The following is a 13,853-nucleotide window of genomic DNA, read 5'->3' as shown; positions in this document are numbered from 1 at the left end:
CCTGAGCCTAAGTCCCACACTCGGTCAATCGTTACCTCATCGCTCCGGGGGCGGGGCAGCCTCATATGTCATCGGATTATCAATCCAGCAGGTAACAGCAGACTCGCGCCAGCCGATACAGCGGGTGCTGATCTGCGTGCTAGCGGGGAAGGTGCCTGCTTCCATCTTCCGGTACAGGGTGGAACGCGTGAGGCCTGTTAGAGCGAGGACAGCCTTGAGCCGGAGGATGCGGTCCGTTGCGTTGGAGTGCATTGCTATCACCTCGCATCGTTCGGGGGTTGGTGGAGGGTTTCGACGCAAGATGGACCCGAACGGCTTGCCGGCAGAAGGGTTCGTCTGGGGCTGAAAGGGCAGTGTTCGGTGCAGGCTGGCATGTACATCGACTGGGGCCGACGGTTGTGCGAGCGGTCCGTCTGCCGTCGGGTGTCGCCGACGAGGTTGCAGCGCACCTGAGCCTGCATGGCACAAGTCAGAGACTTTGCGTTCTTGCCCTTTGTTCCCATTATGTTCTAGCTGGCAGCTCGCTGCCGATGCAGCGATTCGACATCATTGGGAGCTTCGGCATGGAGCACGACCTCCAGTTGCGCGCTGCTGCGCGCGCCTGCTATCCGAGCGAGGAATGGGCGCCGTTCGGCTTCGACGAGACCGAGCGCTTCAGGACCATCCACTATCGTCAGGCGGTCGGCGCGGCACTTCAGGCGCGCCAGGCGCTGTACGATCGTGCCGTCCAACCGACCCTGTTCGCCGAACAGGTGCGCGCCTGACGCCCGCGCGATGGATGCGATCGAACGGACCAACTGGCTGGCGCATCGCTGGCCGATCGAACTCGAAACCTTCTCCTATGGCGGATGGCTGATCCATGTGGGCAGGGTCGAAGGCCATCGCCTGGGCCAAGTCAATTCCGCTGCTGAGTTCGAGACCTGGAAGGCGGCGCAGCGACCGCTTTGCCTGGCGCGCTTCATTGCGGGGCGGCGCGAGCTTCACCCTCCAGCAGCGCTCGTGGTCGCCGGCAAGTACCGCCTGGGCCGTATTCCGCCCGAGCTGTGGTGTGGCTATGACGCGACGCTGCTGATGGATGCACCGACGGCGACGCTGCTCTCCGCCAAGGTGCGCGCGATGTTCCCGGCATGGCCGGATGCCCTCATCCGGGTGGTGCCGCGGGCGCAGGTGCCGGCGCTCGGCCTGCACCCTGCGCCTGCTGCGGCTGGGCCGCGCCTGCGCTTGGTGGGCTGATATGGCTCGCTATGACGCTGACGGCGGGCAGGTGCCCCGGACGCTGTTCGAGGCTGCGGCGTTCCACCGTTCGGTCCGGGCAGCCTGTGCGGGGTGCGGGCACATCGGCGTCTTCCACGCCGCGGCGCTCTGGCGGCTGTTCGAGCGCAGGCAATGGCCCGGCCTGCTCGCCGAGGTGGGGGCTCGCCTCCGATGTTCGCGATGCGGGCGGCGAGGCACGACGATCAGCCTGACCCGCGATCCGCCGACGATCACCAGCCTGCCGCTCCCGAGCGATGTCGAATGGCGGCGGGCGGTCAGCCGGTTTCGCGCCTAGAACAGGGCCGCCTGTTCGACAGCGCCCTTGCGCTTGACCCAGGGCTCGTCGGTACGTTCCATGACGATCAGGCCATCGGGGAAGCAGCGCGCCTGGAAGCCGAGGATGTCGTCGAAGCCGCCGTGCAGCCAGCGATCATGGTCGTCGCGGTGGAGCAGCACCGGCATGCGGTCATGCACCGGGCGGATCGCTTCATTGCAGTCGGTCATCACGCCGGAATAGACCGGACCCCATTCGGCGCTGTCCCGCCACAGTCCCGCCCAAGCGAAGATCGGCGCCTCCTTGACGCTGAACCAGGTCCGAGTCTTCGATCCCTTGGCGCCCTCTGCCTCGGCGAAACCAGTCAGCGGGATGAGGCAGCGCCATTCTCGCTTGCGCGCGAGGCCGGACCACATGGGCTTGGTGAGATCCGCGATGTTGTTGACCGGCTTCGGCTTGGCTGTCGGGCTCATTCCCTTGAGCCGGAGCGGGAAGCCCCAGACCATCGACTGCAGCACGCGCGTGCCGGCTTCCTCACGCACCACCATGCCGGGATAGCCGGGATAGACTTCCTCGCCCGCATTGGACTGCACCGGGGTATCGACGCCGAAATGCGCGGCGACTTCGGCCGCACTCTTCCGAAGCTGGTAGAGGTTGCAGATGTGGACGGCCCCTCGCTTGTAGGACACTAGCAGAATTTCTGACCCGATTGTTTGCTATCAGATGTCCGGCCATGCCTCGATCCGGACCACCGTGGCGGAGGTGCAGGAAAGCGCCGACCGCATCCGGTCTGCGATGGAGGTGCAGGCACAGACCGTGACCGCGATCACCGCGGCCGTCGACGAAACCGCGCTGGCCGCCGATTCCATGTCCGCCACGATCGGCGCGATCCGCGAGGATACCAAGAGCGTCACCGAGGAAATCGACCTGCTGCAACAGGACGTGACCGAGGTGGACGACCGATTGAACCAGCTTCGCACCGCGGCGGAGAGCTTTTCAAGCGCGGTGGCAACCTGAAACGTTGATGGCGCGGGTGTCTGCCAGCGTGTTTCGAACCGCCGCTGGGGCTATGTCGGTATGGCTTGCTGCCTCAACCTGATGCCCGCGCGCGTTTCTTCGCCGCGCTTTGCGTATCCGCGTCGAACCATCCCAGATAGTGGCAGCCATCTTCGCCGAAACGCGAGGCCCGGCGTCGGGCTCGGCGAACAGGACGAACGGGATCTCGTCGGCAATCATCGGGACGGGCAGAACAAGGTGCCCCGGATTACAGGCGTCCCATGTCGTTCGCTGCGCAATCTCGGAAGGGTGTGTTGCGTACTCCTGCAAAGGCGGCGGTGGTGCCAACGCACCAGTGCCATGAAAGTGCGGCGTCGGATCGATGTACCCGGCGCATTTCTGCGGCCCCGACCGGCCGCCATCGGCGCGGGGTGACGCTGCCGCCCGCCCGCGCTAGGGCAGCGCCATGAACACGCATATCCTCCTCACCGGCAGCAGCCGGGGTATCGGCGCGGCGACGGCGGCACTGCTCGGCGGCGACGCGCGCGTGACGCTGGTCGGCCATGGCACCGCCAGCGGCATCCCCGCCGACTTCACCGATCCCGCCACCCCGCAGGCGCTCTGGAAGCAGGCGCTCGACGCGCTCGACGGCCGGATCGATGTGCTGATCAACAATGCCGGTATCTTCGAAGCCAATCCGCTCGACGCCGCGCACGGCGATTGGGTGGAAAGCTGGGAGCGGACAATGCGGGTGAACCTCACCGCCTCGGCCGAGCTGTGCCGGCTGGCGGTGCGGCACTGGCAGGATCGGGCGAGCGGCGGGCGGATCGTCAATGTCGCCAGTCGCGCCGCCTATCGCGGCGACAGCCCGGCGCACTGGCATTATGCCGCCTCCAAGGCGGGTATGATCGGCATGACCAAGTCGATCGCCCGCGGGTACGCCGCGCAGGGCATTCTTGCCTTCGCGATCTGCCCCGGTTTCACCATGACCGGCATGGCGGAGGAGTATCTGGAAAGCCGTGGCGGCGACAAGCTGCTCGCCGATATCCCGCTGGGCCGCGTCGCCATGCCCGAAGAGATTGCCGCGATCGCGAAATTCTGTGCGCTCGAGGCCCCCGCCTCGATGACCGGCGCCGTTCTGGATGCCAATGGAGCAAGCTATGTCCGCTGAGATCGACAGCTGGAAGGTAAGCCTTCCCTGCACCCGTGCCGAAGCCGAGGCGATCGACGCCGCGATGATCGAGATCGACGCGGTGCTGATGACCACCGAGACGGTGGAGGACGATGTCGAGCATTGGCGGCTCGATGCCTATCTGGAAGCCGAGCCCGATGCGGCGATGCTTGCGGCGCTGAAGGCGCTGGTGCCGAGCGCGGCGGGCGCCGAGCCGGTGGTGGAGGCACTGACCGCGCAGGATTGGGTGACGCTGAGCCAGGAAGGGCTGGAGCCGATCCGCGAGGGCCGGTTCGTCGTCCATACCAGCGCGCATCCGATCGAGGCACCGGCTGGTGGGCGCGCCTTCCTGATCGACGCGGGCCGCGCGTTCGGCACCGGGCACCACGCCACCACCTCGGGCTGTCTGGCGATGCTCGACGGGCTGGCGGGCAAGCGGTTCGGCAACATCATCGATGTCGGCACCGGCACCGGCCTGCTGGCATTTGCCGGTGCCCATCTGTGGCCCGACGCGGCGATCATGGCGACCGATATCGATCCCGCCGCCATCGACGTGACGCGCGAAAATGCGGTGGCGAACGGCATTGCCGGCGTCGAGCTGATCGTGGCCGATGGCGCCCTGTCCGATGCGATCACGGCGCGCGCGCCCTATGATCTGGTGATCGCGAACATCCTTGCCGGGCCGCTGGTATCGATGGCGCCGGAGCTGGCCGCGATCGCCGGGCCGAACGCCACGATCGTGCTTGCCGGGCTGCTGGAGACGCAGCGTGCGGCGGTGGTCACCGCGTTCGAGGCGTGCGGCTGCACGCTGGAGGCGGTGGACCGCCGCGGCGACTGGACGATCCTGCGGCTGGCCGCCGGGGCGACCCGCTATGTCCCCGTCACGCCGCCCGATCCCAAGGGCCGCGACGGCTGGGCGCTCGATATCTGACCCGGCGGCTCAGGCCTTGCCGTTGGCATGGGCCTGGGTCCCGCGCGTGATCACGCGGTCCTCGGGCAGGATCGCGGCGATCGGTATATCGGGTTGCGGCAGGATTTCGGCATAGAGCGGCGCGAAATCGGTCTCCACCGTCTGGCGCAGCAATTCCTCGAAGCTGGGAATGACGAAGTAGTTCTGCTGGAAATCGTCGATCCGATAGTCGGTGCGCATCACGCGCTTCATGTCGAAGCCGATGCGGTTGGGGCTGTCGCTGTCCAGCGCGAACACGCTCTCCGCCGAGCTGGAGACGATGCCGGAGCCATAGATGCGCAGGCCTTCGGCCTCCTCGATCAGGCCGAACTCCACCGTGTACCAATAGAGCCGCCCGAGCTGCTTGAGCGCACCCAGTTCCAGCGCGCGCATACCCCCGCGGCCATAGGCTTCGAGATAATCGGCGAACACCGGATCGGCGAGCATGGGGACATGGCCGAAGACATCATGGAACACGTCGGGTTCCTGGATGTAATCGAGCTGATCGGGGCGGCGGATGAAATTGCCGGCGACGAAGCGGCGATTGGCCATGTGATCGAAGAACACGTCGTCCGGTACCAAGCCTGGCACCGCGACCACGCGCCATCCGGTCAGCCGCATCAGCCGATCGGACAGTTCCTCGAAATCGGGAATACCGTATTCGGACAGGCGCAGCGCCTCCAGGCCCTTCAGATAGGCGGCGGAGGCGCGTCCTGGCAGCAGCTTTGCCTGCCGCGCGAACAGCGTGTCCCAGGTCGCATGTTCCTCGGGCGTGTAGGCGTTCCAGCCTTGCGGAATCGTCCAGTCCGGTGCGGCGCCTTCGGGGGGGCGATCCAGCACATGTGTTTCCTTCTTCATGGCGACGCCATAGCATCGCGGGCGGGGCCGCGAAACGACCAGTGCGTCGCCGTCATCTCACGCTAGAATGCCCTGCATTTCGCACGGCTTTTCTGAATAGTCGTGCCAACGGTTCGGCGCGTTTCGAAGAAGCGCGTGTCGAGGCGCTGGAACCAACGCCGCGCTGATCGATTGCACGACATCGATAAAGCGCACGCTTTTCCGATTGTATCAACGACAGGGCGAAAGATGATGAAGAACAAGATGCTCGTGCTGAGCGCTGCGGCCGGTTTGATCGCACTTTCCGCTTGCAACAATACGCCGCGCGAACAGGCTGCCGACAATATCGAGGCGAATGCCGAGAATGTTGCCGACAGCTACGATGCCGCGGCCAGCAACGCCGTTACCCCGGCTGCCGAGGATGCCTTGGAAAACAAGGCGGAAGCGGTGCGCGAGGAAGGCAAGGCCAAGGCCGAAGACATGCGCAAGCACGATCCGGATACGAACCTGCACAACGGCATGTAACCTAGAGCATTTTCAAGTTGACCGTTTACGGTCAACGGCTCGGAAAATGCGGCAATCAACAACTTAGAGCGTCTTCGCCCAAGGTGAAAACGCTCTAGGCGGTTCGGCATCGGGTCAGGCTGTTCCCACGCAGGCAGCCGGACCCGGAGGGGCGTTCGCAGCAGGCGGGCGCCCCTTTCTGCGTCCGCGCGGGGCGATGGTCAGTTTCCGCAGCGTTCCGGGTGCTTGCGGCATTCCTTTTCGCGTTTCCGCTGCTCCCGGCCTTCCCGCTCTTCCTTCTCTCGCATCTTCCGGCCGTAGTTCCGATCGGATTCGTCCTGGCTGGTCGTCGCCCAATCGGCGGCCTGGCCGGCGGCTTTCACCGGCAGGGTAACGATATTGGCCGCGGTCTTCACCACGCATCCTCCGCTCAGCAGCGGCAGAACCATCAGGACGGGGAGGATGCGCATGAAGATTGAGCCTTAGTTGCCGTTGGTTTTCAGGAAACTATCCCGAGCCGGCACGCCGATGGAAGGGAAATCGGTGAAGAAGCCGTCGATCCCCGCCTTCAGGAAGGTATCGATCTCCTCTGCCAGCCGGCCATGCGTAGCCGGATCAGTACCGGTGCGATAGGCGGGCATCAGGAAGTAATTCTCGGCCCGGAAGGTCCAGGGGTGGAGCTTCAGCCCCACCGCATGGGCATCGGCGACCAGCGTCGAGGGGGTGCCGTCGGTCGCGATGATCTGGGTCAGTTCCGGGCCGATGCCGGTGGCATAGGCTGCGATCGCCTTCAGGCCCTCCGGCGTGGCCATTTCCCGATAGCTTGCATAGGCATGGTCCGCCGGCCCCTGGCTGCCGGCCATCAGCTGGATCAGCGGCACCTTGGTCATGGCGTGGAGCTGCTTGAGGTTGTTCACCTCGAACGACTGGATGAACACCGGCGCATCGGCGCGGTCCCAGCCGGCGGCCTTGAGCTTGGCGACGAGGCGGCCTTCCAGCGGCAGGCCGATCGACGCGAAATAGCTGGGGTGCTTGGTCTCGGGATAGATGCCGATCACCCGGTGCAGCCGCGCCGATTCCTTCTTCGCCAGCGCGATGATTTCGTCGAGCGTGGGGATGGTCGCCTGGCCGTCATAGGCGGTGTTGCCGGGGCGGAGCTTGGGCAGCCGCTCCTTGGCGCGGAGCGTCTTGAGCTCGGCGAGGGTGAAGTCCTCGGTGAACCAGCCGGTGATCGTCTGGCCGTCGATCGTCTTCGTGGTCTTGCGATCCGCGAACTCGGGATGCGCCGCCACGTCGGTGGTGTCGGTGATGGCGTTCTCGTGCCGGGCGACGAGTTCGCCGTCCTTGGTGGGGACAAGATCGGGTTCGATGAAATCCGCGCCGAGGTCGATCGCGCGCTGGTAGGAGAGCAGCGTATGTTCGGGCCGCTCGCCACTGGCGCCGCGATGGCCGATCACGACGATGCGGGGCATGGGCTTCTGCATGGTTCGATCCTGTCCGAAAGCGGTGGCCGGCGCCAGCAGGGCCGCCGCCAATAGCATCCATCTCGTCACGAAACTCTCCTTCGGCTAGGCGGTTAGGCAGCGGATGTGACGGGAGCGCGACAGATGGCCGACAACGACAGCGTGCTGGCAGCCGCCGAAGCCTGGCGCGGTGCCAGGATGGCGCTGGCCACCGTGGTGACGACCTGGGGTTCGGCACCGCGCCCGCGCGGCAGCCATCTGCTGGTCCATGCGGATGGCCGGTTCGAGGGATCGGTCTCCGGCGGCTGTGTCGAAACCGATATCCTGCAGACCGCCGCCGAGGTGATCGCCGGCGCGCCCGCGGTCGTGAAGGACTATGGCGTCGCCGATGCCGCCGCCTGGGAAGTGGGCCTGCCGTGCGGCGGGCAGATCGCGGTACTGGTGCAGCCGGTCGCCCCCCATGGCTTCCCGCCCGAACTGTTCGACGCGATTCGTGCGGCGCGCGGCGAGGGTCGTCCGATCGAAGTCGGCACCGATCTCGCCACCGGGCAGAGCGCGATCGGCGGCGCCGGTTTCGTCAATCGCTATGATCCGCCGCGGCGACTGCTGATCGTCGGCGCGGTGCAGATCGCGCAGGCGCTGGCCGGGCTCGCCCGCGAGCTGGGCATCGCGACGACGGTGATCGATCCGCGCGGACGCTTCCTGACCGAGGAGCGTTTCCCCGGCGTAACGCTCGACGATCGCTGGCCGGACGAGGCGGTGACCGCGCTAAAGCCCGATCCGGCGACCGCGGTGGTGACGCTGAGCCACGACCCCAAGATCGACGATGCCGCGCTGATTGCCACGCTCGCCCACCCGACGGGCTATGTCGCCGCGCTGGGTTCGCGGCGGAGCCATGCGGCGCGGCTGGAACGACTTGGCGCCGCGGGCGTCTCAGCGCAGGATCTCGCGCGGATCGAAGGGCCGGCGGGGCTTTCGATCGGCGCGATCGGTCCCTCGGAGATCGCGCTTTCCATCGCCGCCGCCATGGTGAAAACCTTTCATGCTCACACCTGAAAAAACTGCACTCGTGCTGCTCGCCGCCGGCCGCTCCGAACGCTTTGCCGACGGCGACAAGCTGACCGAGGACTATCTCGGTCAGCCGCTTGCCTTCCATGTCGTGACGGCGCTGGAGAAGGTGCCGTTTCTCGCGCGGATTGCGATCGTGTGGGACACCGTGCTCGATTTCTCCGCGCGCGGATTCCAAGTGGTGGAAAACCCCGATCCGGCGCTCGGCCAGGCACGATCGGTGCGCTACGGCGTCGAGGCGGCGGAAGCGGCGGGTGCCGCGGCGGTGCTGATCGCGTTGGCGGACATGCCGCGCGTCACCGCCGCGCATTGCTACCGGCTGTTCGACGCCTCGGACAATGGCGCGACACTGGTCGCCTCCAGCGACGGGGTGCAGCCGATGCCGCCGGCGCTGATCGGTCGCGACCATTTCGCCGCATTGCGCGGGCTGGACGGCGATGCCGGCGCGCGCACGCTGATCCTGCGCGGCCACCATGTCATCACCCGTCCCGAGGAACTGGTAGACATCGACACGCGCGAAGACCTCGCCGCCCTGCGCGCGCGCGAGGCCGCCGCGGCTATTCGTGCCGCAAGGCGTCGATCGGGTTGAGCGCGGCGGCGCGCCGGGCCGGGAAGAAGCCGAACACGATGCCGATCAGCGCGGAGATGCCGAAGCTGATCAGGTTGATCGACAGGTCGAACTGGAAGGGCAGGGTGGCCAGCGTCGCCAGGCCCCAGGAGGCGAAGAAGGCGAGTACCATCCCGATCATGCCGCCCAGGCACGACAGCGCCACCGCCTCGACCAGGAATTGCAGCAGCACTTCCTTGCCCAGTGCCCCGATGGCGAGACGGATGCCGATCTCGCGGGTGCGCTCGGTTACCGACACCAGCATGATGTTCATGATGCCGATACCGCCGACGAGCAGGCTCACCGCTGCGATGGCGGCGACGAAGGTCGTCATCTGCGCCATCTGGTTCTGGATGGTGGCAGCGAACTCCGCGCTGTCGAAAATGTCGAAATTGTTGGGCTGGTCTGGGGTAAGGTGGCGACGCTCGCGCAGCAGGGCGGTCAGCGACTGCTTGACGACTGCCGTATCATAGCCCGGCGCTACCGCGACTTGAATCGCCAGCACATTCTGATTGCCGACGAAGCGACGCTGCACCGTCTTCAGCGGCAACACCACGGTGGAGTTCGGGTCGCTGAAGCCGGCATTGTCGCGCTTCTTCAGAACGCCGATCACTTCGCAGCTGACCGTGCCGAGGCGGAAGCGTTGGCCGACCGGATCGTCGTTGGCGAACAGGTTGGCGCGGATCGTGTCACCGATCACGCACACCGATTTGCCGGCGGTCTGTTCCGCGTCCGTGAAGCGCCTGCCGCCAGCGAATTCCAGATTCTGCGCATCGAAATAGTCGTTGCTGGAGCCGGTGACCGAGGCCTGCCAGTTCTGCGCGTTGCGCACCGCCAGCGCCGACGCGGAGGCTTGGGGCGCGACCGCGCCGACGCCGCTCACCTGCTGGCGGATCGCCAGGATATCCGCATTCTCGAACTGGGGCGGGGCGTTCCCGCCCCCGCGCCGGCCGCCACTAGGGAACACCGTCAGCGTGTTGTTGCCGAGCGAACTGATCGACTGCTGCACCGAGACCGAGACGCCATTGCCCAGCGTCACCATGGTGATGACCGCGGCCACGCCGATGATGATGCCCAGCGTCGTCAGGAACGAACGCAGCAGGTGCCGGCGGATTTCGCGGAGCGACAGGAGCAGGGTGGTGAACAACATCGGCTCAGGCTCCTGCGCCCGCGCCGGCGGCGATCTCGGTGCGTTCCACCAGCCCGTCCTTGAAATGCACGATCGTCTTGGCGAAGGCCGCCATGTCCGGCTCGTGGGTGACCATCAGCACGGTGATGCCCAGATCGGCGTTCAGGCGCTGGAGCAGCTTCATGATCTCCACCGAGCGTTCGCTGTCGAGGTTGCCGGTCGGTTCGTCGGCCAGCAGCACGTCGGGCTGGGTCACGATCGCGCGGGCGATGGCGACGCGCTGCTGCTGGCCGCCGGAGAGTTCGGCGGGCGTGTGGTCCGCCCAGCGATCGAGCCCCACCTGTTCCAGTGCCGCCATCGCCGCTGCCCGCCGCGCCTTGCGGTGCTCGCCGCGATAGAGCAGCGGCAGCTCGACATTCTCCAGCGCGGTGGTGCGGGCGAGCAGGTTGAAGCCCTGGAACACGAAGCCGAGATAGCGGCGGCGCAGATAGGCGCGCTGGTCGCGGTCCAGCTGCTCGACATGCACGCCGCGGAACCGGTAGCTGCCGCCGGTGGGCACATCGAGGCAGCCGAGGATGTTCATCGTCGTCGACTTGCCCGATCCCGATGCCCCCATCACCGCCAGGAACGCACCGGCCTCGATCGCGAGGTCGACGCCCTTCAGCGCCTGGAACGCGGTCGGCCCTTCGCCGAACGTCTTGGTGATGCCCTCCAGCTGGATCAGCGGCTCGACCATCAGTCCTGATCGTCCTTGGCGGGCTTGGCCGGGCCGTTCGCCTGCACGCCGACGATCAGCTTCATGCCGGGCTTGAGCTTGGCACTGGTGACGGCGGTGCGGCTGCCGTCGCTGGGGCCGGTGACGACCTCCACCTGCTCCGGCTTGCCGTCCTTGCCAACGATGTAGACGATCTGCTTACTCCCCCGGCCAATCGCCTTCTGCTGATCCTGCCGGCGGGGGCCGAACTGAATGCTCGCACCGGGCTTGGCCCCGCTTGCTTCGGGGGTGAAACGCAGTGCGCCGTTGGGGATGAGCAGTGCGTTGTCGAGCTTCTCGACGCCGATCGTCGCGGTGGCGGTCATGCCGGGGCGCAGCGTCATGTCTGGATTGGCGACCGACAGGATCGCCGCATAGGATACGACCTGGTTTGCGGTGGTGGTGGTGGTCGACGCGCTGGTCGAGGCGGTCGATGCGGTGAGATTCGACCCGAGGTCGACGCGGGTGATCTGCGCCGGGAAAGTGCGGCCGGGGAAGGCGTCCACGGTGAAGCTTGCCGGCAGGCCGACCTTGACTGCGCCGACATCGGCCTCGTCGATCGCCACTTCCAGCTTCATGTGCGTCAGGTCCTGCGCGATCACGAACATGGTGGGGGTATTGAACGAGGCGGCGACGGTCTGGCCGGCATCGACCTGGCGAGCGAGGACCACGCCGTTCACCGGCGAGCGGATGATCGAGCGGGTGCGCTGCGTCTGGTTCGAGGAAAGCGATGCCTGGGCGGAGACCACGTTCGCTTCCGCCGAGCGCAGATTGGCGCGGGCGCGGGCCACGGCGGCGCGGGCGGTATCCAGTTCGGTCTGCGCCGGCACCTTGCCTCCCGAGAGGCGACTGACTTCCTCCATGCGGCGGAGTTGCGCAGTCGCCTCGTCGAGCGTCGCGCGGGTCTGTGCCACCGCCGCCTGGTTGGCGGCGAGCGTCGCGCGGCTCTGGGTGATCGCGTCGTCCAGCCGGGCTGGGTCGATGATCGCGATCGGCTGGCCTTCGGTCACCTGGTCGTTGACGTCGACGAGCACCTTGAGGACGAGACCGGAGATTTCGGAGCCGACCGTCACCTGCCGGATCGGCGCGAGCCGGCCGGTCGCGGAGACTGTTACCGCAAGTGCGCCCTTCTCTGCCGGCATCGTGATGTAGCTGGGCGGCGGCTTGGGCGCGAAGCAGCGCGAGACGAGCAGGCCCAGCACCACCACGACCAGCGCGATGACGATCCAGCGCAGGTTCCGCCGCCACCAGGGGCGCCGTTTCGTGCCTAGAAAGGCGTTGAGGTCCTGAGGTTCACTGGCCATCGGTGGCGCTGCCTGTCGTTGGAGGAAGGGGCGGGATAGGCGCGGCTTCGTCCCAGCCGCCACCAAGCGCGACATAGAGTTGGATCAGCGCGGTCGCCTGTTCGGATTCGGCCTGGGCCAGACCGTTCTTGGCCGAAAGCAGCGCGCTTTCGGCCTGGTTGAGGGTGGTGAAATCGGTAAGGCCGGAGCGGTAGCGCATCCTTGCGAGCAGCGCCTGGTTGTTGGCGGCCTCCAGCGCGGTGCGGAATTCGGATTCGCGGAAGCGGGATGCCTGCAGCGCGACGATCGCATTCTCGATTTCCTCCAGCGCCTTCAGCACGCTGGACTTATAGGCATAGAAGGCGCCATCGGCTCCGGCGCGGGCCGAGCGGACCTGGCTGCGCAACCGGCCGGAATCGAAGATCCTCTGCGCGACATTGGCGAAGGCGCGGCCGGTGATGAGGTCGAACAGCGAGCGGACCGAGCCGCTGCCCGAACTGATGCTGCCGCCGAGCGACAGGGCGGGGAAAAGCTGGGCGCGGGAAATGCCGATCTGTGCGGTGGCTGCCGCAAGGCTGCGTTCAGCGGCCCGCACGTCCGGCCGCTGGCGCAGCGCATCGGCGGGGATGCCGGCGGCGACGTTCAAGGGCCCGCGCGGGATCGGCTTCGGCGCCTCCATTGCTCCGCGCAGCGCGCCGGGGGCCTGGCCGGTCAGTACGCCGAGCCGCGCAACATTGGCGGCATAGTTGCTTTCCAGCTGCGGAATGGTCGCGGCGGTTTGCGCGCGCTGGGCGCGAGCCTGTTCGGAATCGAGCGAGGAGACGAGGCCTGCCTGCACGCGCCACCGGGCGATGCTCAGATTCTCATCCTGGATGGCGAGGCTCTCGCGCGCATTGGCAAGCTGGGCCTGGGAAAGCCGCGCCAGCACATAGTTGCGCGCGGTTTCGGATTCGACCGACAACAACACGGCCGCGCGATTGAACACCGTCGACTCATAGGTGGACCGTGCGTTGCGGATGCCGCTGCGGACACCGCCGAACAAATCGACCTGATAGCTGGCGTCGAGCCCAAGCGAAAAATTGCTGCTGCCGCCCTGCGAGAAGGAACCGATGGTGCCATCCGGCAGCTGCGTCGTGATGCTGCCGCCCCGCAGCGGCTCGTTGCGCGAATAGCCGGCCGAACCGTTGACCGTGGGCAACAACGACGAACGCGACTGGACCAAGGACTCACGCGCCTGACGCAGCCGGATCACCGCCTGGGCGATGTCGAGGTTGGCGGTCTGCGCCTGGCCGATCAGCTTGCCCAGCATCGGATCGTCGAACCGGTCCCACCAGCGGGACAAGTCTTCGCGCGCTTTCTGCTGTGGATCGACTGAGAAGCGATCTGGAAGATCGATCGCTGCGGTCGTCTGCTGCGGATGGGCGGAACCGGTTGAACAGGCTGCCAGCGGCAGCGCCGCACAGAGCAACAGAGCAATCGCAGGTCGTGCCATAGCGTCTTATATGGCTGATACGGTTGTGCCGATCCACTAAAAAAGTATCGGTCGTCGTAACGATCGTGCGTG

17 protein-coding genes and 1 pseudogene are annotated in these 13,853 nt (G+C 66.6%); 9 read left to right on the top strand and 9 right to left on the bottom strand.

From position 1 onward, the window contains the following. Window positions 1-36: 36 nt before the first annotated feature. Window positions 37-252: a helix-turn-helix transcriptional regulator gene (locus DD559_RS12080; RefSeq protein WP_116469398.1), complete on the bottom strand. Its 216-nt coding sequence runs from the start codon at window positions 250-252 to the stop codon at window positions 37-39. A gap of 311 nt (window positions 253-563) precedes the next feature. On the opposite strand from DD559_RS12080, the gene DD559_RS12075 reads away from it, so the two are divergent. Genes DD559_RS12075 through DD559_RS12065 form a run of 3 tightly spaced genes read left to right on the top strand, consistent with a single transcriptional unit; the run spans window position 564 to window position 1,549 of the window. Next, window positions 564-764, top strand: a complete 201-nt coding sequence (locus tag DD559_RS12075) for a hypothetical protein (protein ID WP_116470878.1) — start codon at window positions 564-566, stop codon at window positions 762-764. A 10-nt stretch (window positions 765-774) separates the two neighbouring features. Further along, window positions 775-1,233: a hypothetical protein gene (locus DD559_RS12070; RefSeq protein ID WP_116469397.1), complete on the top strand. Its 459-nt coding sequence runs from the start codon at window positions 775-777 to the stop codon at window positions 1,231-1,233. Window position 1,234: 1 nt separating this feature from the next. Next, complete coding sequence (locus DD559_RS12065; protein ID WP_116469396.1) at window positions 1,235-1,549, top strand: hypothetical protein; 315 nt, start codon at window positions 1,235-1,237, stop codon at window positions 1,547-1,549. On the opposite strand, the gene DD559_RS12060 is transcribed toward DD559_RS12065, so the two are convergent. Continuing rightward, entirely contained in the window at window positions 1,546-2,217 is a 672-nt protein-coding gene (locus DD559_RS12060; protein WP_438270407.1) for an SOS response-associated peptidase, read from the bottom strand. The two genes, DD559_RS12065 and DD559_RS12060, sit on opposite strands and share 4 nt — an antisense overlap. A gap of 43 nt (window positions 2,218-2,260) precedes the next feature. Between DD559_RS12060 and DD559_RS12055 the strand changes: the two are divergent. The 3 genes and pseudogenes from DD559_RS12055 to DD559_RS12045 all read left to right on the top strand — a co-directional run. Next, window positions 2,261-2,545 (top strand): annotated as a pseudogene (locus DD559_RS12055) (methyl-accepting chemotaxis protein); the annotation flags it as partial. Window positions 2,546-2,990: 445 nt separating this feature from the next. Then, on the top strand, window positions 2,991-3,695 hold the full coding sequence (locus tag DD559_RS12050; RefSeq protein WP_116469395.1) for an SDR family NAD(P)-dependent oxidoreductase: 705 nt from the start codon (window positions 2,991-2,993) through the stop codon (window positions 3,693-3,695). Then, window positions 3,685-4,626 (top strand): 50S ribosomal protein L11 methyltransferase, encoded by a 942-nt coding sequence (locus DD559_RS12045; RefSeq protein WP_116469394.1) that lies wholly within the window; start codon window positions 3,685-3,687, stop codon window positions 4,624-4,626. The genes DD559_RS12050 and DD559_RS12045 overlap by 11 nt, the downstream gene beginning before the upstream one ends. 9 nt (window positions 4,627-4,635) lie before the next feature. Here the strand turns inward: DD559_RS12045 and phhA are convergent, their stop codons facing one another. Further along, window positions 4,636-5,502: a phenylalanine 4-monooxygenase gene (gene phhA, locus DD559_RS12040; protein ID WP_116469393.1), complete on the bottom strand. Its 867-nt coding sequence runs from the start codon at window positions 5,500-5,502 to the stop codon at window positions 4,636-4,638. 171 nt (window positions 5,503-5,673) lie between these two features. Here phhA and DD559_RS12035 point away from each other — a divergent pair, with 171 nt between their 5' ends. Next, window positions 5,674-6,006, top strand: a complete 333-nt coding sequence (locus DD559_RS12035) for a hypothetical protein (protein ID WP_240610228.1) — start codon at window positions 5,674-5,676, stop codon at window positions 6,004-6,006. 200 nt (window positions 6,007-6,206) lie between these two features. Here the strand turns inward: DD559_RS12035 and DD559_RS12030 are convergent, their stop codons facing one another. Then, window positions 6,207-6,455, bottom strand: a complete 249-nt coding sequence (locus tag DD559_RS12030) for a hypothetical protein (RefSeq protein WP_116469391.1) — start codon at window positions 6,453-6,455, stop codon at window positions 6,207-6,209. Between the two features lie 12 nt (window positions 6,456-6,467). Further along, window positions 6,468-7,469 (bottom strand): glycerophosphodiester phosphodiesterase, encoded by a 1,002-nt coding sequence (locus DD559_RS12025; protein WP_240610227.1) that lies wholly within the window; start codon window positions 7,467-7,469, stop codon window positions 6,468-6,470. 123 nt (window positions 7,470-7,592) lie between these two features. On the opposite strand from DD559_RS12025, the gene DD559_RS12020 reads away from it, so the two are divergent. Together DD559_RS12020 and DD559_RS12015 are read left to right on the top strand one after the other, a co-directional pair. Beyond that, window positions 7,593-8,504 (top strand): XdhC family protein, encoded by a 912-nt coding sequence (locus DD559_RS12020; RefSeq protein WP_116469389.1) that lies wholly within the window; start codon window positions 7,593-7,595, stop codon window positions 8,502-8,504. After that, entirely contained in the window at window positions 8,491-9,105 is a 615-nt protein-coding gene (locus DD559_RS12015) for a nucleotidyltransferase family protein (protein ID WP_116469388.1), read from the top strand. The genes DD559_RS12020 and DD559_RS12015 overlap by 14 nt, the downstream gene beginning before the upstream one ends. Here the strand turns inward: DD559_RS12015 and DD559_RS12010 are convergent. Genes DD559_RS12010 through DD559_RS11995 form a run of 4 tightly spaced genes read right to left on the bottom strand, consistent with a single transcriptional unit; the run spans window position 9,074 to window position 13,781 of the window. After that, window positions 9,074-10,273 (bottom strand): ABC transporter permease, encoded by a 1,200-nt coding sequence (locus tag DD559_RS12010; RefSeq protein ID WP_116469387.1) that lies wholly within the window; start codon window positions 10,271-10,273, stop codon window positions 9,074-9,076. The genes DD559_RS12015 and DD559_RS12010 overlap by 32 nt on opposite strands. Before the next feature lie 4 nt (window positions 10,274-10,277). Next, window positions 10,278-10,988 (bottom strand): ABC transporter ATP-binding protein, encoded by a 711-nt coding sequence (locus DD559_RS12005; protein ID WP_116469386.1) that lies wholly within the window; start codon window positions 10,986-10,988, stop codon window positions 10,278-10,280. Continuing rightward, window positions 10,988-12,310, bottom strand: a complete 1,323-nt coding sequence (locus tag DD559_RS12000) for an efflux RND transporter periplasmic adaptor subunit (RefSeq protein ID WP_116469385.1) — start codon at window positions 12,308-12,310, stop codon at window positions 10,988-10,990. The genes DD559_RS12005 and DD559_RS12000 overlap by 1 nt, the downstream gene beginning before the upstream one ends. Then, on the bottom strand, window positions 12,300-13,781 hold the full coding sequence (locus DD559_RS11995; protein WP_116469384.1) for an efflux transporter outer membrane subunit: 1,482 nt from the start codon (window positions 13,779-13,781) through the stop codon (window positions 12,300-12,302). Before DD559_RS11995 ends, DD559_RS12000 begins: the two co-directional genes overlap by 11 nt. Window positions 13,782-13,853: the final 72 nt, after the last annotated feature.

Origin of the sequence: Sphingomonas pokkalii (genome assembly GCF_003096275.1) — a bacterium.
Classification (GTDB): Bacteria; Pseudomonadota; Alphaproteobacteria; order Sphingomonadales; family Sphingomonadaceae; genus Sphingomonas; species Sphingomonas pokkalii.
Note: the sequence above shows the minus strand (reverse complement) of the source record. Positions and strands in the feature narration are given on the sequence as shown.